Source organism: Arthrobacter sp. D3-18 (assembly GCF_054408525.1).
In genome coordinates this window covers 283,287-308,531 of record NZ_CP096440.1, presented here as the reverse complement: position 1 = coordinate 308,531, position 25,245 = coordinate 283,287, and the positions used below count along the sequence as shown (strand labels likewise).

Below are 25,245 nucleotides of genomic sequence, written 5' to 3'. Positions count from 1 at the left end.
TCCGGCTCATGTACCGTCGTAGGGCGACCCGTATCTCCGCTGGGCCGCTTCCGGATTGACGCCGAGCTCTGCCGCAATCCGGGATCCGCCAGACCCGCGGCAGAGGCGGGGGACCCACAGTTCCCGGGCTTGGTATGCAAGCCCTCGGGGTGAAGCCGCTTTGGCGGCCGGACAGCCTCGTCCGAACCCGACAGCTAACCTCGAAGGCGTTGAGAGGCAACCACCATGTCCCCAACCATGGATCAGCCGCGCCGCGCCCACTCTGAAGGCGAGCGCACCAAGCCAACCGGACGCCGTCGGGCCCAACCCAGCGGATTCCCCACCGGCGCACTGGCGGACTCCGCCGCTGCGTCCACAAACCCACATGACCCTGGCGCGACCAGCACAGGCACGACGCCGGAACCCGCCACTGCGGCCATCCCCACCGTGGCGGCGCCTGCCACTCGTGCGGAAGTTCGTGCAGCGGAGCGGGAGCGTGAAGCCCTCGCCGTGATTGCGCCCGAGGCCTCGGCGTCACAGCCGGCACCGCAGCGATCGCCCCAGTGGGCCGAGCAGGCGGAACCCGCTACTGCAGTGGTACCTACTGTGCAGCCAGCGGCTCGGACGTCGACCACACCGGGACCCCCTACCGCGGCGATCCCCATTGTGACTCCGGCAAGTGCGTCCCCGGCCAACGTGGAGCCTGATTCTCAGGAGCTCAGCGCTCAGGAGCCCGCAACCGCAGCCATTCCAGTTGTTCAGGCTTCAACGCCGGAACCCGCCACGACAGCCATTCCCGTGATGTCTGCACGCGAAGAATCCACCACCACAACAGAAGCCGCCGAGCCTCCGCACGACGAATCCCTGCGTACTGAGTCACCTCGGGGCACGTCTCAGGCGCAGCTTGCTGCCGCTGCAACGGCATCGGCAGCACTGGCAAGCCGCAAGGATGTTCGCAAGCAGGCTGCCGCGCCCTCTGCAGCCAGGTCCAGCTTGGGGTCCACGTCCTCATTCGGCCGCGAACCCCACGCCGCCCTTCGGAAAGCAGCATCGGTCAAACACATGAGCCAGCGCATGGCCGTGGTTGCAGGGGCGCTTGGACTCGTGCTGACGGCCGGAACCTTGGGGCAAGCCCTCGAGCTTCCGTTCTTCGGCCAGGAAACCCCTGCGCAGGAAGCAAGCGGCGGCGACAGGAACTCAGGCTCCGCATCCCCCGCGCCCAGTGCCTCGTATTCCACGGCTTCCGCACCATCAGCGTCGTCGCCAGCAGCCTCGTCAGTTGCCACAGCGTCCTCCGAAGCCGGCCAGCCCGCGACACTAGCGGAGGCACCCACGGCCGGGTCGTCGTCGTCGGCTCCGACCCCGAAGGTATCGCTTGCCGACCCTGTATGGGTTCCGTCGGCTTTCCCCTCCTCAGTCCCGGCCGTCCCTGGAGTGACGAGTCCGGCCCCGACCCAGCCGGCTCCCGCGCCGAGCGAGGTGCCGTCGGACACGGTCACCACACCGCCCACAACTCCGACGCCCACAACCTCGCCGACCCCCACGGTCACACCCACGCCCACGCCGACACCCACATCAACGGAAACTGCAACGCCGACGTCCAAGCCCCGACCGGGCAAACCGCAGGCCGCCCCGGCACCCCAGCCCAGCGAATCTGCGCTTCAAGACATCCTGGATGCAGCCCAGGAGGTTCTCGGTTGAGCACCCGCCTGCCCCGTACCTCCGCGCATGCGGGGTGGCATAGCCGGTACTGCAGCAGCAGCCGGACGGCCACCTTCCGTCGCCGGATGGGACGTTGGAGCTGCCAGCGTTTGCGGCGCTCATAAGCAAGTGCACAACCACTAAAAGACAGGAGGCAGGCACCCGGCCGGGTGCCTGCCTCCTGTCTGTTTCGAACGTCCGCCTTCGTTCGTAGTGTCAGATCCGCGGCCGCCCGGCCCAGCGCCGCGCCTTCAGGGCCGCATGCAACTCGAGCCGGATCGCGCCACTCAACGGATCGGCACCGATGAGTTGGCGGATGCGGCCGAGCCGGTTATAGATGCTGCTCCTGTGGAGGTGAAGTTTGGCGGCGACGTCCTGCACCGAGCCGTCATTGTCATAGAGCAGTTCCAGGACGGGCAGGAGCTCGCCGTTTTTGTCCTGGTCCTCAAGCGTCTGAAAGTGCACCGAACCTGTGTCATCCCAGCCTCCGGGTGCCACCAAGCGATCGAAAAGTTGATAGACACCAACAGTCCGGCTATCCACGAGCTCACCTAGTGGGAGGTCCACGGCAGCCGCCTGGGCAGCAACCTTCGATTGACGGTAGGCACCCGATAGCTGCCGGATGACCTGGAAGGGTTCGCTGATGCCCAGGATTACCCTGTCCACCTTGCGGCCAGCGCGCTTCGCAAGCTCCAGTTGATAGTGCACCAACACCTGGGCATGGTCCGCCCGGCCACCGGACTCGCGGAACAGGACCACCGAATGCGTCTCCGTTCCGGCGCTGAACAAGGCGGCGTTGACGCCGATAGTGGACTGCAGCGCCGCTGATCGATGCGTCAGGGTAGCGGCAAGAGGATCGACGTCGGACCTCGCACCATCCGGATCGAGTATGGTCACCAACTGCCACGGACCGCGCCCTTGGATTTCCTTCCAACCTGCGATGGCGGCCACAGCGTTCGATTCGCCGCCGCAGGCTGACAGGAACTCCTGCTCACGCCTTCGCCGGAACTCCGATTCGGCGGTATTGGAATCCAGGAGCAAGCCTGCCAACAGGTCCAGCTCGTCCCGCACGCCGGGTAATTCGGCGAGTATCGCCGTCGGACTCTGTTCTTCAAGGTCCAGTTGCACCCACAAGTACCCCACGCGGAAACCCCGGACCAAAAGTGGCACGCAGACGCGGCCCAGCATGCCCAGTTCGTCGTTGGCGGGAACTACGACGGGACGCACGGCCGTGGCGATGCCATGGGCGAGCTGCCAGGCGCTGACGTCGCTGGGGACCCGCTTGCTGAGGAGGAAGTTCACGCGAACGCGGTCGGCGTGGGACTGGTTGGAGCTATAGGCGAGAAGAACGCCGTCGAGATCTTCCAGGGACAGCCCGCGGCCCAGCTTCAAGGCAACGCGTTCAACGATCTGTTCCACGTCCTGCAGCATCTGGAAAGCGTACCAACAGCAGGCGACACTTGACGCTTCACTGCTCGACAAATGTCGCGCTGACTTGCAGAAGATCGTTGTATTTGCGGGTTTTCCTCCCGAGGGCGGTTCCGGGCCCATGTCGTCTGCCTCACAGCCGGATCTATTCTGGAATCACATCCCGCAACAAATTTTCGGCCCAGTGGCCGCTAACGATGGAGCCCACAGATGATCATCGGTGTCCCCAAAGAAATCAAGAACAACGAGTTCCGCGTAGCCATCACGGCCGCCGGTGTCCACGAGTTCCGCACCCACGGACACACCGTTCTGGTAGAGCGCGGCGCAGGCCTCGGCTCGGGCATCACCGATGAGGAATACTCGATCGCCGGCGCCGAAATCGTCAACGAGGCAGATGACGTCTGGGCCCGTGCGGACATGGTCATGAAGGTCAAGGAACCTATCGCGGCCGAGTACCACCGCTTCCGCAAGGGCCTTATTCTCTTCACCTACCTGCACCTCGCCGCAGAGCCCGAACTCACCGCCGAGCTCATCAACTCCGGCGTCACGGCCATCGCTTACGAAACCGTGCAGGAAGGCCGCACCCTTCCGTTGCTCGCCCCGATGTCCGAGGTCGCGGGCCGCCTGTCCGTCGTGGTCGGCGCTTCCTCGCTGATGGCTCCGGCCGGCGGCAAGGGCGTCCTCCTGGGCGGCGTACCGGGCGTGCGTCCGGCGAAGGTTGTTGTCCTCGGCGCAGGCGTTGCGGGAACCAACGCTGCCGCCATGGCGCTGGGCCTCGGTGCTGATGTCACCATCATGGACATCAACATCAACCGGCTGCGCGAACTGGACGCCCTCTACCAGGGCCGCCTGAAGACCGTTGCCTCCAACGCCTACGAGATCGAGAAGTCAGTTATCGACGCAGATCTGGTGATCGGCTCCGTCCTGATCCCGGGCGCCAAGGCTCCCAAGCTGGTCACCAACGAACTGGTTGCCCGCATGAAGCCCGGCTCGGTTCTGGTGGACATCGCTGTTGACCAGGGCGGCTGCTTCGAGGACACGCACCCCACCACCCACCAGGAACCGACGTACAAGGTCCACAACTCGATCTTCTACTGCGTTGCCAACATGCCTGGCGCTGTTCCGAACACGTCCACTTACGCACTGACCAACGTCACCCTGCGCTACGCCGTTGCACTGGCCAACTTGGGCGTCAAGGCCGCTTTCGACCGCGACCCGGCACTGGCTGCCGGCCTCAACATCGCCGCCGGCCACGTGGCACACCACTCCGTTTCCGAGGCGCACAACCTGCCCCTCGTCAACGACTGGCACACGCTGGTCTCCGCATAGCTTCAAGCTCGACGGCGGGGTGCGGCTTCCACGTGAAGCCGCACCCCGCCGTCGTGGTTTAACCCCGCGCCGAGATGGCACTTAATCCCAATGTTCGCACCAAACATTGGGATTAAGTGCCAACTCGCGGGAGGTTTGGGTCTGGAGCCTAGGGCTTTCCGGGGAGGGACGGGATCAGCTCCGAGGGAACCGGGACGGGGACGCCCGAGGGGCCGAGCTTTGAGGGATCGATCTTGGAAGGGTCGCTCTCCGGTGGGGTCACGGGCAACTCTGGCGGCGACGGGATGACGCCATTGCCGGGCTCTTTGTGCGACGGCACCTTAGGTGTATGCGGCGACGCACCACCGGGTTGCGGCTGGGGAGCAGGAACCGGGCTGACCGGCGGGGCCGGAGTCGGCTGGGTTTTGACCGTGGCAGGAGCTTGCTGAGGCTCTTCCCGGACAGGCAACGGCTCGGGGGTGGTACCGGCGGGAGCATCAGGCTGGGGAGCACTGCCGGAACCGGGGTTTAGTTGCGAGACCACCGAACCGATTGCCGCCCCGAGATGCTGGAAAGCACCCGGCAGGCCGCCCTCGGAAGCTACGGCGGCGGTGGCGCCGCCGGCCAAGGACACCGCCACAGCGAGGCCTGCGATGGCCGTCCGGCGCTTCTTCCGACGTCGCGCGGCAAGTTCGTCAACAGGCAGGTCATTGGCAGGAGCGGATTCCGCAGCAACTGTGGCGAGCACCGCAGTGGGCGCACCGGACGACGTGGCCGGACCGTCCGCCGTCGTGATCTGCTGAGTGGCTGCGATCTGCTGCGTGGCTGCGATCTCCTGCGTGGCATCGGCCGGGCTGCTGACCATGAGCGCGCGGACTGCATCGGACGGCAAGGGGGCAGTGTTGGCCAGTGAACGGAGCTCGAGGAGTTCAGTACGGAGGTCGGCGTCGCCTGTGAGGCCGGCGTCGGCCAGCAGGTGGTCGATTGCCTGCTGGTCATGACGTCCGCGAGGCGTAAGTTGTTCGCTCATGATGTGCCGTTCCTTAGTAGTGCACGCTTCTTCAGTGCATTCAATGCCCTGCGCTGTAGCTGTTTGACGGCTCCTGGGGACTTACCCATGATCGCCGCCGTATCTTCCACTGACACGTCGGCGACAACTCGGAGGGCAAGTACCTCCCGATAATCGTCAGGAAGGTCATCCAAAATTTCAGTGACGCCCAGGCCGGCAACCCGTCCGAAGGCCTGGTCTTCGGCTGACGGCGACCGCCGCGCGTCCAGGTCCGGTTCGTAGGGCGTCGAGTCGGGCGTTCGTTCGCGTTTGCGATAGTGGTCCACCATCCGCGCATGCGCTATGGAGAACAACAGGGTTTTGGCCCCGGGCAGCCCGCCGTGAAGCGTTTCCAGCTTCGGATACAGGGCAAGGAAGACGTCCTGCGTCACTGCTTCGGGGTCGTCCACGCCTCGTGCCCGGAGGTAGCCAAACACCGGTCCGGCGAAGTTATTGTAGGCAGCCGTGAAGAGCAGGGCGGGATCGTCCTGATCCGCCTGCACATATTCATCAGCCAAAGGGTCAAGCACCCGTGGATGCCTCCGTCCCACACACTACGTAGCGGGGCTCCTTGTCCTAAGCCAAGGAGCCCCGCCCTTAAACCGTAACCGCTGCTTGCTTAGCGGACAGAATCGAGGGGTGCAGCCGGAACGTCGGTGGGAACCTGTGTCGGCAGCTCAGGCGTCGCGGGGACGGCAGGAACAGCGGGGACAGCGGGTGCGGCGGGAACAGCGGGAACTCCCGGCACAGCGGGCACTGCAGGAACGGCAGGCGTTGCCGGCAGTTCGGACGTCACGGCAGCGTCGACGTCGGCCTCTGCCTTCACCGAGCCGTCAGCCTTCAGGCCTGCAGCCTTGCCGGCCTCGACCACGGCCTCGCAGTGCGCTTCCACCTTGGCTTCGCCGCCGGCAGCAATAGTCAAGGACTCGAAGCCGGGGACCTTGGCGTCAGACTTCAGGCCGCCATTGAGGAGCGCGGTGCAGAGCCCGAAAGCCTCCGGGGACGTAGCGTCTTCCACCGTTGCTTTGGCATCGGACACGGCGTCGGCAGCCTTGGCCTGGCCCGCTTCGGCGGCCTCGGTTGCAGTTGCCTGCGCGGTCTCGACGGCGTCAGTAGCCTTGGTCTTGGCGGTTTCGGCGGCGTCGGCTGCTTCAGCGGCCTTCTCAGCAACAGGGGCCGGTGCGCCAACGAGGTCATGCGCGGTCTGCTGGATTCCGGTAGGAAGCGCGCCATTGAAGGCAGCAACGCCGGTTCCACCGGCAGCTACGGCTCCGGCAGCCAGGACGCCCGCGGCGACTTTGCTGGTGGCAAGGATAGTGAACAAGGACATGAAACCCTCCGACAAACGATTTTGGGATTGCCCCGGCCGCGGTTGGGTCGCGACCGGATGATCAGCGTGCAGACGTGGCCCGCACTCCCCTTACATCGTTCGCGGCGCCGGTGAGGTTACGCGTTGTCCGAAATTCTTTTTCAGGTCTCGGCATGCTGCTCTTTATCCACACTGGTTAGATGTCCCCATGGCCGCGTCCGCTGTGGCCAACTATGCTCAGGAAACGCCTGGCTCGTTGGATGCCCGGCGATCGACAGATCACTACGTCAGGGGATACGTAATGGGGTTGGGTACCTAGTGGGACAGGGATTGGTGGGCGCTGACGTCGGGGATCTCCGGCGGCTTTCGGCAGTGATGGACTCCGAAGCGGAGAAAATCACCAAGCTTCAACAACAGCTCAATGTGCTGATTCAGAACGGCAACTTCTGGCGGGGAAATGACGCTGACCAGTTCCGAAGCCGGTGGCAGAGCGATCTCCATGGGCGGTTGGGAGCAGCAGCTGCTTGCTTGCGCACCAACGCCCGCGCCCTGAAACTCAACGCCGAACAGCAGGAACAAGCGTCCTCGGGCAGTCCGGGAGGCGGTCCCAAGGGAGGTCCGCCCTCAGGGCAGGGAAAGAGCACCCCTGGGGCGCCCGGGTTTACTTTTGATCCCACCAGCTATGGCCCCGTCACCGTTGAAGGCAGCGGTTCAATCGACAGTCAAGCAACGGGCGAAACCCACGGCTCCGTAGGTCCCGGCGGCATCGCATTCGGAGGATCCGGCGAGGCTTCCAGCGGAGGTGACATGACCTGGAAGGCGGAGACTGAGTACGGGCCGGGCAAGACAACAGTCACCAACGAAACGTTCGTCGGCGCCCGCGCCGATGGCGAGTTCGAAGCCAGTGTGCCATTCGGACTCGGGCTTCCCAATGCCCACGTTAACGGTGAAGCATTCGCTGGCGCGGAAAACATCACCACCATACGATCCGACTTCTTTGACGGCTGGGTCAGCAACACGTCCACGACGCGCGCGATGACAGGAGTCGAAGCCAGCGCCCACGCCAACGCGAGCAGCCCCTTCCTGTTTTCGGCCGGTGGTGAGGGCTTCGCGGGTCAAAAAGTCACCGTGGACAACAAGACCGAGTTCGCTGGTGGGCTGTTCGCCTTGGGACAAGGCGGAGAATTCCGCGCCGGGGCCTGGGCCAGCGCCGGTGAAGGCGAAATAAGCGTCAAGGGCCGCGATGTCTCAGGCACTGCGTTCAGCGCAGGAGCGGGTGCGGAGCTGACAGGGAGCCGGTATGTCGAAGTCCTGGGCCAAACACTGACATTCAACGCGACGGTGGCCGCCGGAGCGGGTGAGGGGCACTTCTTTACGGCGTCCATGGATGAAGATGGGCTCACGCTAGGCGCGGGAGCCAAGCTCACCGCCGAACTGGGGCTGGGCGCAGGTGGCCAGATCACCCTCAGCCCCAAAGGACTTGTGGATTCCGTGACCGGATTCGTCGACTTCCTGAACAACTGACCTTCGCCACCACACCACCGCCGGAAAGGCTCCAATGTCGCAACAGGTTTTCCCGTCCGCATCTTTCCCCGCCTACCCCACCATCAAACTCAACCCGCCGGCCGGTTGGACGCACCAAGTGGTCCCCGATGCCCTGGGGGCACTCATGGCCCCGGCCGCAGAAGGTCGCTACACAGCAAATGTGGTGATCTCCGTGTCCCGCCGCTTGCCCGGCTACCAGCTGCGGGACATCGCTGCATCCGTGGACTCGTTCCTGGACGCCCTGCCGGACGCGGTCCTGCTCGCCACAGAGCCAGTGGTAATCAATGGCCGGGATTGGCACGTACGCGAGGCGCGCTACACGCACCCGCAGGCAGGTTCGCTGGCACAGTTCACAGCCGTGACGGTGGTCCAGCAGGATGCCGCAGCGGATGTGGTTCAGTTGACCGGCAGCTGCCAGCCCATTGAAGGCAACCACGACCTCAAGGCCATCTATTCGCTGGTTGCCAGCGCGGACGTTACGCCAGCGCCCTAGCCTGCTCAATCAGCTTCAGCACCGCAACGGAGTCAGCCGGATCCACAGGTGTTGGAAGTGCAGAGGCGGTGCCGCCGTCGTCGAGCTTTTCCGCCAGGATGCGGTAGAACTCGGGGTAGGCGCCGCGCTCCGTGGGGATGGTGGTGCGCTGCCCGCTCCGTTCCAGGGTGCCCCTGTTTTCGGGAGGCTCGACGCCGTACTCAGGGTCTGTAGGCAACCCACCGGCCAGCACGTAGGGCTCCTGCGGGTCGGTGCCGAACTTCACGAAGCCACCTTCGGAGCCGAGAATGCGGAAACGCGGGCCATTGAGGTGGCTGTTGAGGTTGATGGTGACGTGGCTGATGACACCCGACTCATGCTGGAGTGCCAAGAAAACGTCGTCATCGGCGCTTTCCTGGGGGCGGCGGGCTGTGATTTCTGCGAACGTGACGGTGGCCGGCCCAAAGAACCGGAGAGTGAGATCGAGGACGTGAGTGCCGAGATCGAATAGGACGCCGCCGCCGTCTTCCGCCGTGGCACTGGCTTTCCAGGCCTTGGCGATCTCGGGTGCCCAGCGCTCCATGCCCACCTCAAACCTGGTCACGGTACCCAACGTTCCGGCGTCGAGCAGTTTTTTTACGGTTAGCGAGTCACCGTCCCAGCGCCGGTTCTGGTACACGGTGAGGACGCGGCCCAGCCTCGCAGCCAGCTGAATCAGTTCCTCGCCCTCGGCGCTGCGGACCGTGAACGGTTTATCAACGACGACGTCGAGCCCCGCTTCCAGCGCAGCTTTCGCTAATGGGAAGTGGGTTGCGGGTGGTGTGCCCAGGACGACGAGATCCAGTTGGTCAGCCCGCGCCAGGATGTCTTGAGGGGTGTTGACGATGAGTGCTTCCGGGTAGCGCTCTTTCGCCTTCGTCTGGCGCGCCTCGTCCGAAGTTGCGATGACGGCGAGCTCGTACGCGGGATTGCTGGCGATGAAAGGCGCGTGGAAGACGCTGCCCGAAAGGCCAAAACCTGCGACGGCGGTACGGATCGGCTGGGAAGTCATGACCCTAGGCTACCGATCCTCTCGCACGTAATAGCCCATTCGCGCCAACCCTCTATCACCGGGCGAGAGAGGATTCCGCTGAAGGGCTCGGGATGTGAGCGAGCGTCGGGCTCAAGCACGCGGGATGTGAACGAGCATCGGGCTCAAGCACGCGGGATGTGAACGAGCATCGGGCTCAAGCACGCGGGATGTGAACGAGCATCGGGCTCAAGCACGCGGGATGTGAACGAGCATCGGGCTCAAGCACGCGGGATGTGAGCGAGCGTCGGGCCCAAGCACGCGCGGGATGTGAGCGAGCGTCGGGCCCAAGCACGCGCGGGATGTGAGCGAGCGTCGGGCTCAAGCACGCGGGATGTGAGCGAGCGTCGGGCTCAAGCACGCGGGATGTGAGCGAGCGTCGGGCTCAAGCACGCGGGATGTGAGCGAGCGTCGGGCTCAAGCACGCGGGATGTGAGCGAGCGATGGGGACGGCAAAGGCCGGGAACTTCCCCGAACCCGTTACAGGTTCAGTGAAGTTCCCGGCCTTCAGGAAACTACTGCTGAGGGGCTACTTCTTGGCGCCCTTTTCCCAGCCGATGGTGGTCCAGTCCGGAACGTTGGAGTTGCTCTTGAACAGCGACGGACCGTAGTTGGCCAGGCCTGTCCGGACGAACTGGATTTCCGGGCCGTTCAGTAGGGTACCCATGGAGAAGTACTTCTCCATGTGCTTCTTCTCTACCTCCATGGCGGCCTTATTGCGCTCTTTGTCATCAGCAATGGTTGCCAAGCGCTTGATTTCAGCGTCCAACTCAGCATCGCCGAGTTTGTTCTCGTTGGTGGTTGAGTCGTAGAACTGCTTGACGCCGCTGGTCGCATCCGGGCCAACCGTGTAGCCCGAAATCGTCAGGTCAAACTCCCGCGACCCCAGAACCTTCTGGAAGTCCGCGTCACCGCGCTGCTCAACCGCGACATCCATGCCCGCTGCCTGTAGCTGCTTCTGCAGTGTCTGTGAGACGGCCGCCCGTGTGGGATCCTCTCCAAAGTAGGTCACCTTGAAGGTTACGGGGACGCCGTCCTTGGCCATGATGCCCTTGTCATTGGCAGTGTAACCCGCGTCGGTGAGGACCTTCTTGGCGGCCTCAGCGTCCGCGTCCTTCACGGGGTAGTTGTCCTGGTAGTACTCGGAGAACGGCATGAGCATCATGGAGCCCGAGCTTTCCTCAGACCAGTTCAGGCCGTTGAACTGAACATCTCGGAGAGCTTTTCGGTCAACTGCCGTGAAGATCGCCTTGCGGACGGCCACATCGGCGAGGGCCGGCCGCTCGGCATTGAGGTTGAGACCACCGGCGAACAGTCGCTGACCGCGGCGAACCTCGGCGTTCTTGGTTCCTTCAAGCTGCTTGTAGCGGCTCAGGGAGCGAGCGTCAGTAGCATCAATTTCGCCGTTCTTGAAGGCGGCGATGGTTGCGCTAGGTTCCATCTGGCGCCAAATGATCTTGTCCAGGACAGGCTTCTGGCCCCACCACTTATCGTTTGGAACCATGGTGACGGTCTTGGCGGTGGTGTCGTAATTTTCCACCTTGAACGGGCCGGCCATCCATTCAGGATGCATGTTGCCCGCAAAGCCATTGTTGAAGATTTCCGCCGTGTTGACGGCAGGGTGGATCAGTCCGAAGAAAAGATCCTCAAGGGGATAGACCGGCTGCGTAGTGGTGACAATGACTTCCTTGTCGTTGGCACCAGCTTTGACTGATTCAACAAACGGATACGCCCCAGGGTTGACGATGTCAATCGCCTTATCCTCGCCGCGGGACATCTTCCATGTGTTCTCGAACGTCTTGACGTCGATAGGCGTACCGTCGTTCCAGGTTGCCTTGTCGTTGACCTTAATGGTGATGGTCTGCTTGCCGTCCTTGACTTCACTCTTGACCTCTTCACAGAAGTCCTTGTTGGGCTCCGCCTTGCCGTTGAAATCCAGCTTCCAGCAACCGCCGATCCCGCCGCTGCTAAGGCCTGCCGGATTGACTGGAGTCAACACAGCTGCGGTGGGGCCACTGTTCCCGACGTTGGAACTATTGTTGAAATCCGGCCCGAGATCCACGGTTGGCAAGGTGACTGTGCCGCCCTGCTCCAGATCCTTTGCTTCCTTGGCGTTGACGCTAATCAGCTTGCTGATATCGCCGCCGCTCTCTTCGGCCTTCTGCGAGGCCGGACCCGACGGCGTTCCCCCGCCGCAAGCGGTCAGCATAAGCGCTGCTGCGAGCGCTACGCCACCGATCGTCGTGTATTTTTTCATGGTTTGCCCTTCATGTTTACGACTGGAAATCTTTGCGAGTTGAATAACAGGGTTTCAATAGATGTGTCATATGTTGTCAGGCATGCACCACCAGCATGTCGGCATCTATCTCACCGTCCGGGAAGAAGCATGCGAAGTCCTGTGTGTCCTCCTTCTCCGAAGCCAGTGGCGGCTCCAGAGTAAGGCACTTCTCCTGCTTTGCGGCAGGTAATGCGGCAAACACGGGGCAACGGGTCGCAAAATTACATCCCTGGGGAGCATCGAGCGGGCTGGGAAGGTCGCCCTGCAGGATGATGCGTTCACGGGTCCGTTCCAGGTTGGGATCGGGAACCGGGATCGCTGACAACAAGGCCCGCGTGTAAGGGTGGCGCGGGTTGTCGAAGACGTCGTCCACGTCGCCGGTTTCCACGATCTTGCCGAGGTACATCACGGCGACACGGTCTGAGATGTGGCGGACAACGGAGAGGTCGTGGGCCACCATCAGGTAGCTCAAGCCCAACTCAGCGCGGAGCTTGTCCAGCAGGTTGATGACTCCGGCCTGCACGGACACGTCCAGCGCAGAGACCGGTTCGTCCAGCACCACGAGCTTCGGATTGACGGCGAGTGCCCGGGCGATACCGATGCGCTGGCGCTGCCCGCCGGAGAACTGGTTGGGGAAGCGGTTGACGTGGTCAGGCTGCAGGCCCACAAGCTTCATGAGTTCCATGATGCGTTTCCTGATGGCGGCCTTGGGCATCCCGAGGTTTTCCAGCGGCTCAGCAAGGACCTCGTACACAGTGAAACGCGGATCCAAGGCACCCGTGGGGTCTTGGAACACCATCTGCATTTCCTTGCGCATGGCCATCGTGGTTTTGTGGTCCGTGGCTGCTTTGTTGCTGACGCCGCCGATAACCACTTCGCCCACCTGGTCCGGGTGGAACTCCATGATCTCCAGGAGAGTGGTGGTCTTGCCGCAGCCGGACTCACCCACAATCGAAATGCACTCGCCTTCGCGGATATCGAAGCTCAGGCCATCCACGGCCTTCACCGTGCCGATCCGTCGCTTGATCAAGGCACCCTTGAGCAGCGGGAAGTGCTTTTTTACGTCCTTGAGTTCCAGGACCTTTTCGCGCTCGACGCGAGGGACGCCGTCGAACTTTGAAACGGGCTTGGGCGGCGCGTGGAAAATCTTGTGGGCGTCGGCGTTACCGGACAGTTCGTCTGCTTTGATGCAGGCTGCCTTGTGTCCAAGCATCTGGCCTTCAACACCGGGGACGGGGATGAGGTCCGGCTCGCCGTGGAGGCAGGCATCGCTGACCAGCGGGCAGCGGGCGGCAAAGGAGCATCCTGTCACCGGCAACGCGAGGTTGGGCGGTGTTCCCTCGATGGGCACCAGCGACTGCCTGGTGGCGGTATCCACTCGAGGAACAGCGCCGAGCAAGCCCAGCGTGTAGGGCATCCGCGGGTTGTAGTAGATGTCCTCCACGGTCCCGGTTTCCACCGGCTTGCCGGCGTACATGACCATGATGTCGTCAGCCATGCCCGCTACAACGCCGAGGTCGTGCGTGATCATGACGACGGCGGCGCCGGTCTCCTCCTGCGCGGTATGCAGGACTTCCAGCACCTGCGCCTGGATGGTGACGTCCAGCGCCGTCGTGGGTTCATCCGCGATGAGTACCCGCGGATCGTTGGCGATGGCGATGGCGATCATGACGCGCTGGCGCATGCCGCCGGAGAACTCGTGCGGGAAGGCCTTCAGACGGTCCTTGGGGCTCGGGATGCCCACCATACGCAAGAGGTCGACGGCGCGGGCTTCTTTGGCCTGCTTGCTCATGGTGGGGTTGTGGACCGTGAGCGCCTCGATAATCTGGTGGCCCACGGTATAAACCGGGGTCAGCGAGGACAGCGGATCCTGGAAGACCATGGCGATGTCATTGCCGCGGTGCTTGCACATGGCCTTGTCGCTGAGGCCCAGGAGTTCCTTGCCCTTGAAGCGCACGGAACCGGTGATGTCCGCCGTTTCCGGGAGGAGTCCCATGATGGCCATGGACGTGACGGACTTGCCGGAACCGGACTCGCCCACGATGCCCAACGTTTTGCCGGGCATGAGGTCGAAGTCGACGCCGCGCACCGCATGGACCACACCGTTCTCGGAGTTGAAGCGGACGTTGAGGTCACGGACGCTGAGGACGGCGTCGCCGGGAGCGTAGAGTCCTGCATCGCGAAGGCGCTCGGCGGGAGTGTGGGAAATGTTGGTGCTCATTTGCCAGCCTTTGCGGTCTTGGTCTTGGCCCGTCCGATGGAGCTGGAGCTGGGATCGAAGGCGTCACGGAGGCCGTCGTTCATCATGGCCAGCGAACCGGTCAACAGGAACATGACAGTCAGCGGGACCCAGAACATCCATGGGAAGGAGGACACTTGGCCCGTCGCTTGGCCGATCAGGACACCAAGGCTGACGTCCGGGAGCTTGATGCCGATGCCGATGAAGGAGAACGCGACCTCGGCCAGGATTGCGCCGGTGATGCCACGGGTGAAGTCGAGGACCAGCAGGGAACCGATGTTCGGGACGAGGTGGCGCCACACGATGCGGCGGGACGGGACACCCATGTACTTGGCGGCTTTGACGTAATCGCGCTGCATCAGGGACATGGACAGTGAGCGCACCAGGCGGGCGGTGCCCATCCAACTGAAGAAGAGCAGTACGACGATCAGCAGGAGCCAACTGGGGAGATCTTTCAGGCCGCCGCTTCCGCTGGTGGCGACGGCGACCACGAGGATGGCGGGCATCATGATGAGCGCTTCAAGGATGAACAGCATGGTGGCATCAACCTTGCCCCCGAAGAACGCCATGGTGCAGCCGTACACCGCGGAGATCAGGACGGAAACCCCGCCAACGATCAGGCCGATGAGAATGGAGGTCCGGGTGCCGTCCACAATGAGCGCCATGAGGTCGATGCCGGCCTGGGTGGTACCCAGCAAGTGGTCCGGTGACGGCGGCATGCCGATGTTCAACGGATCAAGGGTGTCCTTGTCCCACGAAGTCAGGAATCCGCCAAAGATCGAGAAGAGGAACAATGCTAGGAAGATGAACAAGCCGGCGACGGCGGTCCGGTTCCGCATGAAGCGACGAAAGATGATCCGGGACTTCCCAATGACGACGTCCTGGTCCGCGACCCGTGACTCGTCTATTTCCGCAATGGGATCAATGATGTTGGTCATTACTGGACCCTCACTCGTGGATCGACCAGCGTGGTGGCGAAGTCGGCAAGGATGGCGCCGATGGCGAAGATTACTGAGCCATAGGCCAGCGTGGCGGTGGCGACGTTGACGTCCTGGAGGCTGATTGCCTGGATGCTCCAGAGGCCGATACCTGGCCAGGCGAAGATGGCCTCCGCGAAGAAACCACCCGTGAAGATGGCCGGGATGGTGAAGGCGATACTCTGCGCCACCGGAATGAAGGAGACACGCAGGGCGTGCTTCCTGATGGCTTGGTTTCGAGTCAGTCCCTTGGCCCGGGCAGTGCGGACGAAGTCAGCGTTCACGTTGTCCAGGAGGTACTGGCGCTGGGCGATCTGGTAACCGGCCCAACCGAAGATGGTCATTGCAAAGGTGGGCACGGCGTAGTGGGCCACAAGGTCAACGAAAGCCGGCCAACCCGGCTCGATTCCCGGCGTCGATATTCCCGTCACGAAGAAGATGCGCTCTCCAACGGCCTCATTGATGCCGATGGCACCGAGCTGCACCAGGAAGTACGCGATGGGCGCGGGGAGAATGTGGACCAGATAGCTGTAGGACGTGATGACGCGGTCCTGGAACTTGTACTGCCGGGCGGCGGAGTAGACACCGAGCGCGACGCCGATGACCAGGGTGAGGATGATCGAGGCGATGAACAGCCGGGTGGAGACCATCACGCGGTCCGCGAATTCGGCGTTGACGAAAGCGCCGTTCGGACTGCGGCCCCAGTCCCAACGGGTGACGATGCCCCATAGCCAATCCAGGTAACGCTCCCAGGCGTTCTTGTCCGGATCCAGTCCTAGTCCCCGGAAAGAAGCAGCTACTTGTTCAGGGGTTGGCCGCGGGATCTTTTCCTGCTCGAGCACTGCGGGTTTCAGCGACGAGACCGCCAGGAAGTAACCTGCACTCGTGGTCAGGAAGATCATGATCAGGTAGATGCCCGACCGCTTCATCAGATATTTCAGCATGTCGGGCGGCTGCCCCGAATCGTGGCAAAACTCAATGCTCGTCCTTCCGCGGTTCCCGGCTGTGGCCGGCGTCAGCTACGAATTGGCGCAGCGGGTTCTTGGGCCCCCCGCACCCCTTCAGTGATCACCAGCCTTGTATGGCATGCGTCACATTCAAGAGGAAACTACCACAATAACTGCTTCACGTTTTGCTTCGAGGCGGCCGGTTTCGCGCCTGCGGCCAGATTGTTATGTGCAGGTTGCGTCATGTTTACGACGTCGGCGCCACTGTTGCGCTTACTGCGTCAGGATTGGTGGCGCTAACAGGGGTCGGCTGCGCTGGTTGCGGCTGATGTGGCAGCGCGGCTTAGTCGGCGCTCAGGAGACGGGTGACCAACTCACGCCACGAATCCGCAAGCCGCGTGGGTGAAATGCCTCGAACGCGAACATCGTCCACTATTCGCTCAGGGTCCAGCGCGTAGGTCAGGGACATCGCCATCACCCAAGGATCCGCGATTCCCGCCTCCCGCAGCAGGACCTCCATATGTCGATGCGAAAGCTTTGTCGCGGGAACATCAAACCGGTTACGGGTAGCAGCGCCCGCCGCTTTCAGGAGTTCGCCGTTTTCAAGGACGAAGTAGATTCGCCCCTCACCGAAGGCCACCAATCGCTCCTTTGGCGCGGCTCCTGGACCCAGCGGAGGCGGTCCGAACATAAAACCGTGCTGGAATTCGGACTCCGAGTCGCTCAACAGGGTCATCATGAGCCCGGCGCGGCTACCGAAGCGGCGGAAGACTGTCCCCTTGCCAACCTTGGCCTTGCAAGCGAGCGCGTCCATGGTCAGCGCTTCGGCGCCAAGCTCGGCCACCAAGTCCCGGGCAGCGCTAAGCAATCGCTCGCGATTCCTCGCTGCGTCGCTGCGCTCGTGAGGCGCACCTAGGGGCACGTCCGGCCGAATGGGGATCGAGCTCACAGAAATATTCTAGACCCCGGGAATAGAAAGCGGACCATAGTCCGTTTAGTATCGATGAAGGCTCCAAGCCCAGACATCGAACGGCCGGCACCTCAACCGGCCAGACAAAAGGAGACACCATGTCCAAGAGCACCGTTCTTACCCTCGTCGGCAGCCTGCGCGCCGATTCCCACAACAAGAAGCTCGCCGAAGCCATCCAGCTAAACGCGCCCGAGAACGTTGATGTGCAGATCCACGGCTCCTTGGGCACCATCCCCTTCTACAACGAAGACATCGACGTCGAAGGCCAGGTTCCCGCCGAAGCCGCCGCCCTCCGCGCTGCAGCAGCCGACGCCGACACCATCCTCCTCGTCACGCCCGAGCACAACGGCACCATGCCCGCCTCCCTGAAGAACGCCATCGACTGGCTGTCCCGCCCCTTCGGTGCCGGCGCCCTCTCCGGCAAGCCGACCGCCGTCGTCGGAACCGCTTTTGGCCAATTCGGTGGCGTGTGGGCCCAGGACGAAGCCCGCAAGGCTGCTGGCATCGCCGGCGCCAAGGTACTCGAAGACGTCAAGCTGGCCGTTCCGGGGTCCATGATCCGTTTCGCTGAACTGCACCCGAAGGACGACGCTGAGGTTGTTGAGCAGATCAAGGGCATCTTCGAGCCCCTGACTGCCGTTCAGGACGAAGAAGCAGCAGCCTAGCCTCCTCGCTTTTCAATGCCCCCGTTCCGCATCCGCGGGACGGGGGCATCCGCGTTTTTTGGGCTTCTTGGGCGGGCGTGATCAACTCTTGTCCGAACCGTCACCGTAACGGCATGTTGTGTTCCGCCTCCCCGTCCTAACGTTGGAGATACAGGTGGACGGACAGGAGCGCGGGGCTGTCATGCATGCCGGACGGGGACCAAAAAGTACGACGGCGATCACGGCTGCCTGCCTCATCTTCGGTCTGTGGGTAGCTGGCTGCACTAGCGTCCCGACCGATCCCTCCGGATCCCAGGCCGCAGGTCCCTTGCCTACAGTTTCCGTGGCTTCTCCGGCCCCTACACCTTCGCCCGCTGCTTCCGCACCCGCTGCCTCGCCCCCTGCCCTTTCAAGCCCGGGGACTCCGTCCGTTGCCGTCCCCGCCGCGTCGCCCCCGGCAGCAGCACCAGTTCCAGCACAGTCCGCGAGTACTCCCGCTTCAACCGCGGCTTCGCCCACCCCACCGGCGCCCGTCGTCGAGCCTTCACCCCAACCGGGCACCAGCGCGCCAGAACCAACAGCCACCGCAACAGTCATTCCCGTGGACTCGGAGAACTCCGGACCAGCGGTCTACTACGTGGCAATCGACGACGGCGGCGCCCGCGGCGTGCGGTTCGGCTGCAACGACAGCCTGGTACCCATCAGGGGTGTTGCCGTGCCCGGCGATCCGTTGTCCGTGGCTCTCGGCCGGCTACTGGAGGCCGGAATGCCGGTGGACAGTGACGCGGCCCTCTACGACGCACTAGCTAATTCGTCCCTGCGCTACCTCTCCGGTTACATGAGCGGCGCAACGGTGGTGGTTAACCTCAGCGGCTCATTGCGGACCGGGGGCGTATGCGACATCCCACGGATCCAGGCGCAACTGACGCAGACAATCGTGTCGGCCAGCGGTGCGTCGAGGGCCGAGATCTATGTGAATGGCAGGACACTAACGGAGGCGCTGAGCGTGCGGTAAGCGTTGATTCGGGGCGGGCAGTGCCGTGGGTTCCCCGCTGCCACGTTGCCGAACCGCTATTCCGTGGTTGCCCCGCAACGGAATAGCGGGGCAACCACGTGCTGCAGGAGGATGGGACCATGACGAGTCCGGATCTTCACGAGTGGCCAGCATTGGATGGCGGGTACCGCCGCTCTGAGGTATCAGCCTTGGTGGGACATGGAGATGCCCTTTGGGAACACGCCACCTATGAGGTGCTGCGCTGGGGCGTGAAGACGGCCAGCGGATTTTCCGTCGACACGCCCGGGGCCGTGTCCGCAGGTGATCGGGTTGTGGTCACAGCGCATTTTCTCGGTGCCCGAGTCCTGGAACCGGTTGAAGTTGTCGCAGTTGTTCAGGAGCCGGACAGGGTGGGCTTCGCATACCGGACTCTCCCAGGGCATCCCGTTTCCGGCGAGGAAGCCTTCATTGTGCATCGCGTCGAGGAAGAAGTGCGCCTCACCATTCGCTCCCTGACCGGCCCGGCCTCGCAGCAGCCCTGGAGAGTGCTCTACCCGTTCCTTCTGATCCTGCAGCGCGTGGTGCGCCGGCGGTATCTCCGGGCACTGCGGTGAATGTCCCAGAACTGTGCCGAATCAGATCCAGGCTGCAGTCCAAGCTGGCCCGCCTGGGCACGCTTTCACGTTGCCTTGCCGCTATTCCGTGGGTGCCCGGCAACGGAATAGCGGGCTGGCAAACGGAATAGCGGCCCGGCAACGGAATAGCGGGCTGGCAAACGGATTGGCAAGCACAGGGCTAGTGGCTTGCGTGCTCATGCCGTTGCGATCGCCAGCACCCTCCGGAGTGCCCACGCCACACGCAACAGGGCGAGGACTGAAGCGAAGGTCAACACAAAGACCAGTGCTTCAGGAATCCACAGGCCCGTGAGGGCGTCTCCTTCCAGAACCACAGTGACCAAGGCAGCAACCACCACTAAGCCAAGACCCGGGATGGCAAAAAGGAAGACCTCGCCGATTTGGCGCCGGTGAGTGGCAGACAGTTTCTCCAAGGGAAGTTCCCGCTGACCCGGCGCAGCTTTCTTTCCGAGCACGTTGATCAGCATGGACACGCTGGTCAGAGTCAGGCCAGCCGTGGCACCGGCCAGCGTGGCGAGTGTCTGGAGCAGGGTGCGCCGCGCACCGGGGTCCACGCCTTCCAGCATCAGCGGTTGACGCGCAAGCAGCGCGATTCCCAGCCAGATCAGGACGGCAAGCGCAGCCCATCCGAAATCCGCGCTGGGATGCAACAGAAACCAACGCCACAGAGTCCTGCGGCGCCCGGTTCGCTCCACATCAACCTCGTACAAGCTCATGATCTGCACCGCCTTGGTTCTCCTCGGATGCTTGGCCCACCTTTTCAGCGCTCGCCGCAGCCGCCGCCAGAGCGGCCCGAACAGTGGCCATTCCGCCCGCAACGATGTCCGGAACCAATGCGGAATCAGCCGAACCCTTGATGTCCGGCAGGGTCTTGGCGAAAAATGCCTCGTTATCCCTGGCCTGTTTATTGAGGATGGCGATCGCCTCGGTAGTGGATTTTTGGGGATCGTTGAAAACATCCGGGTCCACCTCAATGTGCGAAATGAATCGCTCCTTCAGCAGGTCCACCACCTCACGGTCCCCGGTCAGGGAGTCCTTGCCCTCAGCCACCACATAATCGAAATGCTCCACGGAACCGGCCCTGCGGAAGAGATCAATCAGCTGCTGGATCCGGTCCCGAATCCGCTGCTTGTCCTCGGCCTTGCCTGACCTGCCAACGCTCAAGGAAATCCGGAACGTACCCTCATTCATGAGCCGTGAGGCGCTGTCCAGAACGTCAGCCCATTCACCTTCCATTAGCTTCCCGGACAGACGTTCGGCAGGAAGCGCGAACTCGAAACGGCTCACCTCCAGACGGGTGAGGATTTCTTCGATGTCCTCGCGCACAACCGGCACCAGGCTTGGTTCGAGCCCCAGCATCCCTTCGAGGTACTCGCCCATCCTGGATGCACGGGGCCCATTGCCACTGGTCAGCACCGCGATGACATTCCTCTTCAGAAAGGCGAAATACGTGGTCTCCAACAGATGGTCACCCGGAGCCAACGGCAAGGGCTTGCGCCGCCCCAGGGCGTCGCCGACGCTGGGAAGATTAGTGTCCCGGACCCGGTCCAAAAGCAGCACGGGATGAGGTGACGATGCCACCGCCTGGGCGAGCAAGACAGTCCCGTCCACACTGGTGAAGTGCCGGTCTATCCCCGAATCTTGGGCCTTCTTCAGCACCTCGGCTACGCGGCGCGCTGGAAATGGTCGGCTGAGCTCGTCACCGTTCAGCTGCTCGATCCGCCAGAACTGTACACTGCGCCGTGCCATGGATCCTCCCCTCGTTTTCCATGACCCACGCTAACGGCGAGGTCTGACATTAAGGCCGGGTGCCGGCGTCGTGCCTTCAACTCGCAGGCGGAGGCCGCATTCAAAGGCTGTATTTGGGCCCCGGCGCGAACAGGGAGTCCATTTCATCGTGGCTGCGCGTGCCAGCCAGCCCCGCCCAATTGCCGTCGCCGAGGATTTCCTTCGCCACCCGTGCCACCTTGGCATACGCCGCTTTGGCTGCATTTCCGCCGATGCTGACCCGCCGCACACCGGCGTCGTGGAGCTCTAGTGGAGACGGAGCCCCGACACCCGCCAACGCGTTGAGCGGCGCAGGAATGCGGCTGGAGAGCTCATGGAGGACATGTAGATCCACGACGCCGGGAACGAAGATTCCGTCCGCACCGGCAGTGAGGTAGGCCTCGGCTCGTCGCAAGGTTTCGTCATAGGCGGTGTCCGCGAACTGGCCCGACAGGTAAGTGTCGGTACGGGCATTGATGAACAGGGGCATTCCACGATCGTCGGCCGCTGCGCGGATCAAGGCAATCCGACGCGACTGTTCATCGATGTCCGTAAGCGGCTCGGTGGCGGAGTCCTCTATGTTGATCCCCACTGCTCCCTCGTCCAAAACGGCGTGGACAGTGGCACGAAGTTCGTCGTCGGTGCGCCCGTAGCCCGTCTCAATGTCTGCCGAGACCGGCAACCGGGTTGCCCCCGCTATGCGACCGAGTGCGGCCATTGCCAGGCCCCACGGCACGTGGTCGCCGTCCCTGAACCCCAGGCTCCAGGAGACGGCCGAGCTCGAGGTGGCAATCGCCGTCGCACCCGCCTCCTCCACAACGCGGGCGGAAGCCGCGTCCCACACGTTCACGAGCACAAGCGGCGTTGGCCCGGCGTCGTGAAGTTTATGGAAGTGTTCTGCTTTGGTTACGGATCCCCGGTGCGCTGTCATAGCTACATTCCAGCCCTTCACGATCGCGGCGTAAAGGATAAGCTGCGAAAACGAACTGATTCGAAAACAAGTGTTGCCTCATTAGCAACATCGAGGAGTATCCTGTCACTGTGACCCACGAAACACTGGATGCCGGCGCAACGTTGCCCGCTGAAGCCATCGACGCCATTGAGCGGGCCGCCACGGCCGCCCACCCGCACGAGGAATTGTTCTCCGCGCGGGCCGCCAATATCAAACAGTCCGCTGTCAGGGACGTCTTCGACATCTCGATGCAGCCGGGCCTGGTCTCCCTCGCCGGGGGCAACCCGTACCTACAGTCATTGCCTTTGGAGAAGCTTGGCCACACCGCGGCCCGCATCATCGCCGAAGAGGGTATGACCGCCCTGCAGTACGGCGGCGGCCAGGGCACGGAAGAACTCCGCGCGCAGATCTGCACCATCATGGCCGCCGAGGGAATCGCTGACGCCGCCCCAGAGAACATTGTGATTACGGCGGGATCGCAGTCCGCGCAGGATGTTGCCACCAAGGTGTTCTGCAACCCCGGCGATGTTGTCCTGGTGGAAAACCCCACCTACGTGGGCGCCCTGAACACGTTTGAGGCATACCAAGTCCAGGTGGAACCCATCGAAATGGACGACGACGGCCTGGTACCCGAACTCCTTGAGGCCAGGATCGCGGCGCTCCAGTCCGAGGGCAAGAACATCAAGTTCCTCTACACGATCCCTAACTTCAACAACCCCTCCGGCATCACGCTGGCCGAGGAACGCAGGCAGCAAATCGTCGATATATGCCGTGACGCGAATATCATTGTCCTCGAGGACAATCCCTACGGGCTCCTGCGGTTCGATGGCCACCCGATCGCACCGATGCGAGCCGCCAACCCGGATGACGTCATCTATCTGGGCTCGTTCTCCAAGATTTTCGCCCCCGGACTCCGCATCGGCTGGGCCCTGGTTCCTGCACACCTGCAGCGTCGTTTCTACCTCGCCTCCGAGGCGGTGACCCTCTGCCCGCCTCCGCTGAATCAGATGCTCGTCTCGGCATACCTCCGTGAGTACGACTGGGAAGGGCAGATCGAAACCTACCGGACGCTCTATGCGGAACGCTGCCAGGCCTTGTTGTCCGCACTCGACGAGTACATGCCTGCAGGCCTCACGTGGACCCGCCCGGACGGCGGCTTCTTCGTATGGGTCACGCTGCCTGAGGGCGTGGATACCTATCCCCTGCTCGGAAAGGCAATTGACGCGGGGGTCGTCTTCATCCCGGGCGCCGCCTTCTCCCCGGCTGATGGACCGTCCAACAAGCTCCGCCTCGCTTTCAGCGCCGTACCGCCGGATACGATAGCCGAAGGTGTCCGCCGCTTGGCCCCTGTCCTGGCGAATGCCATTGAAGCTACCAATGAAGGAGCACCACAATGACCGGAGTTGTGATCGTCGGAGTAGACGGCAGCGAGACCGCAATGAGGGCAGCACAGGCCGCCCAGCAGTTGGCGATCGGCCTCGGGGCCAGCCTTCGCGTGGTCAGTGCCTTCGACAGCAACCGGACAGAGGTGGTTGAGATCGGCACCGACAAGTGGATCGTCTCTGACGCTGCCGAAGCTGAAGCTGTTGCCCGCGCCGTCGCCGAGCGCCTGACGGATGACCGTCTCGAGGTCACCTACTCGGCCGCCCGCGGCAAACCCGGTGAAGCCTTGGTTAAAGAAGCCGAAGTGCAGGATGCCCGCCTGATTGTGGTGGGCAACCGTCGCATGCAGGGCTTGGGTCGCGTCCTTGGAAGCGTAGCCAACACGGTTGCACACACCGCACCCTGCGACGTCTACATCGCCAAGACCGACCAGCCGTAACGCGAGCTGGATCACGACGCCGGGTGGGGAGCCTCACCCGGCGTCTGGCGTCTTTTGGGCCGACCCCTAGAAGTCATCGTTATAAAATCGAGATGCCCGCATTGGCGCGTGCCACCTCCACTTACCGACTTCAGGGGATCATTTTCTTGCTTACTTTGCAGCCGCGCCAGCGCGTGGGACACGACATCCTGCTTGCCCGTCATGGCAACCACATCAGCACCATGCGCTATGACCGAAGCAACGATCGCATCATCGCCATGCTCGACGACGGCTCGTGGGACAGCGCCCCGAACATGATCTCCCCGAGCCTTGAAATGCCTGAAACCTTCCGCAGTGTCTTCCGCAAGGATTGGCGGTTCCTTTCCGTGGCATGCGTTGCCATGGTCACGGTTGCCGCCGTCGCCATGGGCATCAGCGTGGAGATGGCAAACCACATGTCGACGACGGAACTGCAGGCGCTGCTGGTCAGTTACCCGGCGTTCTAGCTCCTAGAGCATCCACTCCCGCATCAGCCACCACAGGCCGGCGATGACAATGCCTCCGAACAACGAGCCTGCAATAACCTGAGCCAGGGTGTGGGCGCGCAATACCAATCGTGACCAGCCAACCGCCGGCACGAGGAGCAGCAGGGGAAGCCACTCCGGTCCGAACATCATCACGGAGATAACGGCAGCCGCCGCAAGAGCCGACGCATGCCCGCTCATTTTCCAGAACGCGCTGACCACGGCAAGTACCGCAATGCCTCCGATGAGCGCGATGATCATCACCGTGACACTCACCGGACCACTGAGCAAACGCAGCACGAGCAGGCCAACCACCACTGACGCCAACGTCATCAGCAGCAACGCGGGCCGCTGGCGTCGATCACTGACATGGTGATCCGTGATTCTGCCCAGCTTCACCATCACCAGCACGTAGGCCAGCGGCAGGACACAGACGAACATAGCCGCGAGCAGCCCGAACCACATAGTGCCCGGGAAACCCGGTTCAATGGCAGGACTGATCAGCAGGAGGACCAGAACAACAACCGGTGGCTGGAAAACTTCCGTCAGCACCCTGGCTACCGTGCGCCATGGACCCGTCACCCACTGAGGGGGCACATGGCCCGACTCCTCTGTTATGGTCTCCGTTCCACGGCCAGCGCCTGGGTCGGCTTGCTCG

24 protein-coding genes and 1 riboswitch are annotated in these 25,245 nt (G+C 63.0%); of the genes, 10 read left to right on the top strand and 14 right to left on the bottom strand.

Translation table 11 applies throughout. From position 1 onward, the window contains the following. Window positions 1–76 precede the first annotated feature (76 nt). A riboswitch (cyclic di-AMP (ydaO/yuaA leader) is annotated at window positions 77–223 on the top strand. A 2-nt stretch (window positions 224–225) separates the two neighbouring features. After that, entirely contained in the window at window positions 226–1,680 is a 1,455-nt protein-coding gene (locus tag M1D89_RS03525; protein WP_498648077.1) for a hypothetical protein, read from the top strand. A 216-nt stretch (window positions 1,681–1,896) separates the two neighbouring features. On the opposite strand, the gene M1D89_RS03520 is transcribed toward M1D89_RS03525, so the two are convergent. Next, the gene (locus M1D89_RS03520) at window positions 1,897–3,111 is read right to left on the bottom strand and encodes a PucR family transcriptional regulator (protein WP_498648075.1); all 1,215 of its coding nucleotides are present in this window, start codon (window positions 3,109–3,111) and stop codon (window positions 1,897–1,899) included. Between the two features lie 207 nt (window positions 3,112–3,318). Here M1D89_RS03520 and ald point away from each other — a divergent pair, with 207 nt between their 5' ends. Then, the gene (gene ald / locus M1D89_RS03515) at window positions 3,319–4,437 is read left to right on the top strand and encodes an alanine dehydrogenase (RefSeq protein WP_017198625.1); all 1,119 of its coding nucleotides are present in this window, start codon (window positions 3,319–3,321) and stop codon (window positions 4,435–4,437) included. Window positions 4,438–4,585: 148 nt separating this feature from the next. Here the strand turns inward: ald and M1D89_RS03510 are convergent, their stop codons facing one another. The 3 genes from M1D89_RS03510 to M1D89_RS03500 all read right to left on the bottom strand — a co-directional run bounded on the left by M1D89_RS03510 (window position 4,586) and on the right by M1D89_RS03500 (window position 6,794). Further along, window positions 4,586–5,446: a hypothetical protein gene (locus tag M1D89_RS03510; RefSeq protein WP_498648072.1), complete on the bottom strand. Its 861-nt coding sequence runs from the start codon at window positions 5,444–5,446 to the stop codon at window positions 4,586–4,588. Next, window positions 5,443–5,994 (bottom strand): RNA polymerase sigma factor, encoded by a 552-nt coding sequence (locus tag M1D89_RS03505; RefSeq protein ID WP_498648069.1) that lies wholly within the window; start codon window positions 5,992–5,994, stop codon window positions 5,443–5,445. Before M1D89_RS03505 ends, M1D89_RS03510 begins: the two co-directional genes overlap by 4 nt. 89 nt (window positions 5,995–6,083) lie before the next feature. Further along, entirely contained in the window at window positions 6,084–6,794 is a 711-nt protein-coding gene (locus tag M1D89_RS03500) for a hypothetical protein (RefSeq protein WP_498648066.1), read from the bottom strand. Window positions 6,795–7,091: 297 nt separating this feature from the next. Between M1D89_RS03500 and M1D89_RS03495 the strand changes: the two genes are divergently transcribed. After that, window positions 7,092–8,297: a WXG100 family type VII secretion target gene (locus tag M1D89_RS03495; RefSeq protein WP_498648064.1), complete on the top strand. Its 1,206-nt coding sequence runs from the start codon at window positions 7,092–7,094 to the stop codon at window positions 8,295–8,297. Window positions 8,298–8,331: 34 nt separating this feature from the next. Beyond that, window positions 8,332–8,811, top strand: coding sequence for a hypothetical protein (locus tag M1D89_RS03490; protein WP_498648062.1), 480 nt, complete (start codon window positions 8,332–8,334; stop codon window positions 8,809–8,811). Here the strand turns inward: M1D89_RS03490 and M1D89_RS03485 are convergent. From M1D89_RS03485 to M1D89_RS03460, 6 genes are all read right to left on the bottom strand, one after another. Then, window positions 8,795–9,841 (bottom strand): Gfo/Idh/MocA family protein, encoded by a 1,047-nt coding sequence (locus M1D89_RS03485; protein ID WP_498648060.1) that lies wholly within the window; start codon window positions 9,839–9,841, stop codon window positions 8,795–8,797. The genes M1D89_RS03490 and M1D89_RS03485 overlap by 17 nt on opposite strands. 547 nt (window positions 9,842–10,388) lie before the next feature. Then, the gene (locus M1D89_RS03480; protein ID WP_498648058.1) at window positions 10,389–12,116 is read right to left on the bottom strand and encodes an ABC transporter family substrate-binding protein; all 1,728 of its coding nucleotides are present in this window, start codon (window positions 12,114–12,116) and stop codon (window positions 10,389–10,391) included. 76 nt (window positions 12,117–12,192) lie between these two features. Further along, on the bottom strand, window positions 12,193–14,358 hold the full coding sequence (locus tag M1D89_RS03475; protein WP_498648056.1) for a dipeptide ABC transporter ATP-binding protein: 2,166 nt from the start codon (window positions 14,356–14,358) through the stop codon (window positions 12,193–12,195). Beyond that, the gene (locus M1D89_RS03470; protein ID WP_498648054.1) at window positions 14,355–15,314 is read right to left on the bottom strand and encodes an ABC transporter permease; all 960 of its coding nucleotides are present in this window, start codon (window positions 15,312–15,314) and stop codon (window positions 14,355–14,357) included. The genes M1D89_RS03475 and M1D89_RS03470 overlap by 4 nt, the downstream gene beginning before the upstream one ends. Next, a complete protein-coding gene (locus M1D89_RS03465; RefSeq protein WP_498648052.1) occupies window positions 15,314–16,297 on the bottom strand; it encodes an ABC transporter permease in 984 nt (327 codons plus the stop codon). Before M1D89_RS03465 ends, M1D89_RS03470 begins: the two co-directional genes overlap by 1 nt. A gap of 346 nt (window positions 16,298–16,643) precedes the next feature. After that, window positions 16,644–17,249, bottom strand: a complete 606-nt coding sequence (locus M1D89_RS03460) for a TetR/AcrR family transcriptional regulator (RefSeq protein WP_498648050.1) — start codon at window positions 17,247–17,249, stop codon at window positions 16,644–16,646. A 119-nt stretch (window positions 17,250–17,368) separates the two neighbouring features. Between M1D89_RS03460 and M1D89_RS03455 the strand changes: the two genes are divergently transcribed. From M1D89_RS03455 to M1D89_RS03445, 3 genes are all read left to right on the top strand, one after another. Beyond that, on the top strand, window positions 17,369–17,935 hold the full coding sequence (locus tag M1D89_RS03455) for an NAD(P)H-dependent oxidoreductase (protein WP_498648048.1): 567 nt from the start codon (window positions 17,369–17,371) through the stop codon (window positions 17,933–17,935). Between the two features lie 580 nt (window positions 17,936–18,515). After that, a complete protein-coding gene (locus M1D89_RS03450) occupies window positions 18,516–18,929 on the top strand; it encodes a GerMN domain-containing protein (protein ID WP_498648045.1) in 414 nt (137 codons plus the stop codon). Between the two features lie 119 nt (window positions 18,930–19,048). Next, window positions 19,049–19,522 (top strand): DUF1990 domain-containing protein, encoded by a 474-nt coding sequence (locus M1D89_RS03445; protein WP_498648043.1) that lies wholly within the window; start codon window positions 19,049–19,051, stop codon window positions 19,520–19,522. A gap of 197 nt (window positions 19,523–19,719) precedes the next feature. Here M1D89_RS03445 and M1D89_RS03440 read toward each other — a convergent pair whose 3' ends face one another. From M1D89_RS03440 to M1D89_RS03430, 3 genes are all read right to left on the bottom strand, one after another. Further along, window positions 19,720–20,259 (bottom strand): hypothetical protein, encoded by a 540-nt coding sequence (locus tag M1D89_RS03440; protein ID WP_498648042.1) that lies wholly within the window; start codon window positions 20,257–20,259, stop codon window positions 19,720–19,722. Further along, complete coding sequence (locus tag M1D89_RS03435; RefSeq protein ID WP_498648040.1) at window positions 20,240–21,292, bottom strand: hypothetical protein; 1,053 nt, start codon at window positions 21,290–21,292, stop codon at window positions 20,240–20,242. Before M1D89_RS03435 ends, M1D89_RS03440 begins: the two co-directional genes overlap by 20 nt. A 100-nt stretch (window positions 21,293–21,392) precedes the next feature. Beyond that, entirely contained in the window at window positions 21,393–22,241 is an 849-nt protein-coding gene (locus M1D89_RS03430; RefSeq protein ID WP_498648038.1) for an isocitrate lyase/PEP mutase family protein, read from the bottom strand. A 110-nt stretch (window positions 22,242–22,351) separates the two neighbouring features. Here M1D89_RS03430 and M1D89_RS03425 point away from each other — a divergent pair, with 110 nt between their 5' ends. The 3 genes from M1D89_RS03425 (at window position 22,352) to M1D89_RS03415 (ending at window position 24,569) form a co-directional block, all read left to right on the top strand. Then, window positions 22,352–23,659, top strand: a complete 1,308-nt coding sequence (locus M1D89_RS03425; protein WP_498648036.1) for an aminotransferase-like domain-containing protein — start codon at window positions 22,352–22,354, stop codon at window positions 23,657–23,659. After that, a complete protein-coding gene (locus M1D89_RS03420; protein ID WP_475037461.1) occupies window positions 23,656–24,084 on the top strand; it encodes a universal stress protein in 429 nt (142 codons plus the stop codon). Before M1D89_RS03425 ends, M1D89_RS03420 begins: the two co-directional genes overlap by 4 nt. A 173-nt stretch (window positions 24,085–24,257) precedes the next feature. Next, the gene (locus M1D89_RS03415) at window positions 24,258–24,569 is read left to right on the top strand and encodes a hypothetical protein (RefSeq protein ID WP_498650890.1); all 312 of its coding nucleotides are present in this window, start codon (window positions 24,258–24,260) and stop codon (window positions 24,567–24,569) included. A 3-nt stretch (window positions 24,570–24,572) separates the two neighbouring features. Here M1D89_RS03415 and M1D89_RS03410 read toward each other — a convergent pair whose 3' ends face one another. Next, window positions 24,573–25,169, bottom strand: coding sequence for a phosphatase PAP2 family protein (locus M1D89_RS03410; RefSeq protein ID WP_498650889.1), 597 nt, complete (start codon window positions 25,167–25,169; stop codon window positions 24,573–24,575). Between the last annotated feature and the right edge of the window lie 76 nt (window positions 25,170–25,245).

Excerpts from the sequence above, each read along its gene's own strand:
- M1D89_RS03525 (WP_498648077.1), top strand. The coding sequence starts at position 226 with ATGTCCCCAACCATGGATCAGCCGCGCCGCGCCCACTCTGAAGGCGAG.
- M1D89_RS03520 (WP_498648075.1), bottom strand. The coding sequence starts at position 3,111 with ATGCTGCAGGACGTGGAACAGATCGTTGAACGCGTTGCCTTGAAGCTG.
- ald (WP_017198625.1), top strand. The coding sequence starts at position 3,319 with ATGATCATCGGTGTCCCCAAAGAAATCAAGAACAACGAGTTCCGCGTA.
- M1D89_RS03510 (WP_498648072.1), bottom strand. The coding sequence starts at position 5,446 with ATGAGCGAACAACTTACGCCTCGCGGACGTCATGACCAGCAGGCAATC.
- M1D89_RS03500 (WP_498648066.1), bottom strand. The coding sequence starts at position 6,794 with ATGTCCTTGTTCACTATCCTTGCCACCAGCAAAGTCGCCGCGGGCGTC.
- M1D89_RS03490 (WP_498648062.1), top strand. The coding sequence starts at position 8,332 with ATGTCGCAACAGGTTTTCCCGTCCGCATCTTTCCCCGCCTACCCCACC.
- M1D89_RS03485 (WP_498648060.1), bottom strand. The coding sequence starts at position 9,841 with ATGACTTCCCAGCCGATCCGTACCGCCGTCGCAGGTTTTGGCCTTTCG.
- M1D89_RS03480 (WP_498648058.1), bottom strand. The coding sequence starts at position 12,116 with ATGAAAAAATACACGACGATCGGTGGCGTAGCGCTCGCAGCAGCGCTT.
- M1D89_RS03475 (WP_498648056.1), bottom strand. The coding sequence starts at position 14,358 with ATGAGCACCAACATTTCCCACACTCCCGCCGAGCGCCTTCGCGATGCA.
- M1D89_RS03470 (WP_498648054.1), bottom strand. The coding sequence starts at position 15,314 with ATGACCAACATCATTGATCCCATTGCGGAAATAGACGAGTCACGGGTC.
- M1D89_RS03465 (WP_498648052.1), bottom strand. The coding sequence starts at position 16,297 with ATGCTGAAATATCTGATGAAGCGGTCGGGCATCTACCTGATCATGATC.
- M1D89_RS03455 (WP_498648048.1), top strand. The coding sequence starts at position 17,369 with ATGTCCAAGAGCACCGTTCTTACCCTCGTCGGCAGCCTGCGCGCCGAT.
- M1D89_RS03445 (WP_498648043.1), top strand. The coding sequence starts at position 19,049 with ATGACGAGTCCGGATCTTCACGAGTGGCCAGCATTGGATGGCGGGTAC.
- M1D89_RS03440 (WP_498648042.1), bottom strand. The coding sequence starts at position 20,259 with ATGAGCTTGTACGAGGTTGATGTGGAGCGAACCGGGCGCCGCAGGACT.
- M1D89_RS03435 (WP_498648040.1), bottom strand. The coding sequence starts at position 21,292 with ATGGCACGGCGCAGTGTACAGTTCTGGCGGATCGAGCAGCTGAACGGT.
- M1D89_RS03430 (WP_498648038.1), bottom strand. The coding sequence starts at position 22,241 with ATGACAGCGCACCGGGGATCCGTAACCAAAGCAGAACACTTCCATAAA.
- M1D89_RS03420 (WP_475037461.1), top strand. The coding sequence starts at position 23,656 with ATGACCGGAGTTGTGATCGTCGGAGTAGACGGCAGCGAGACCGCAATG.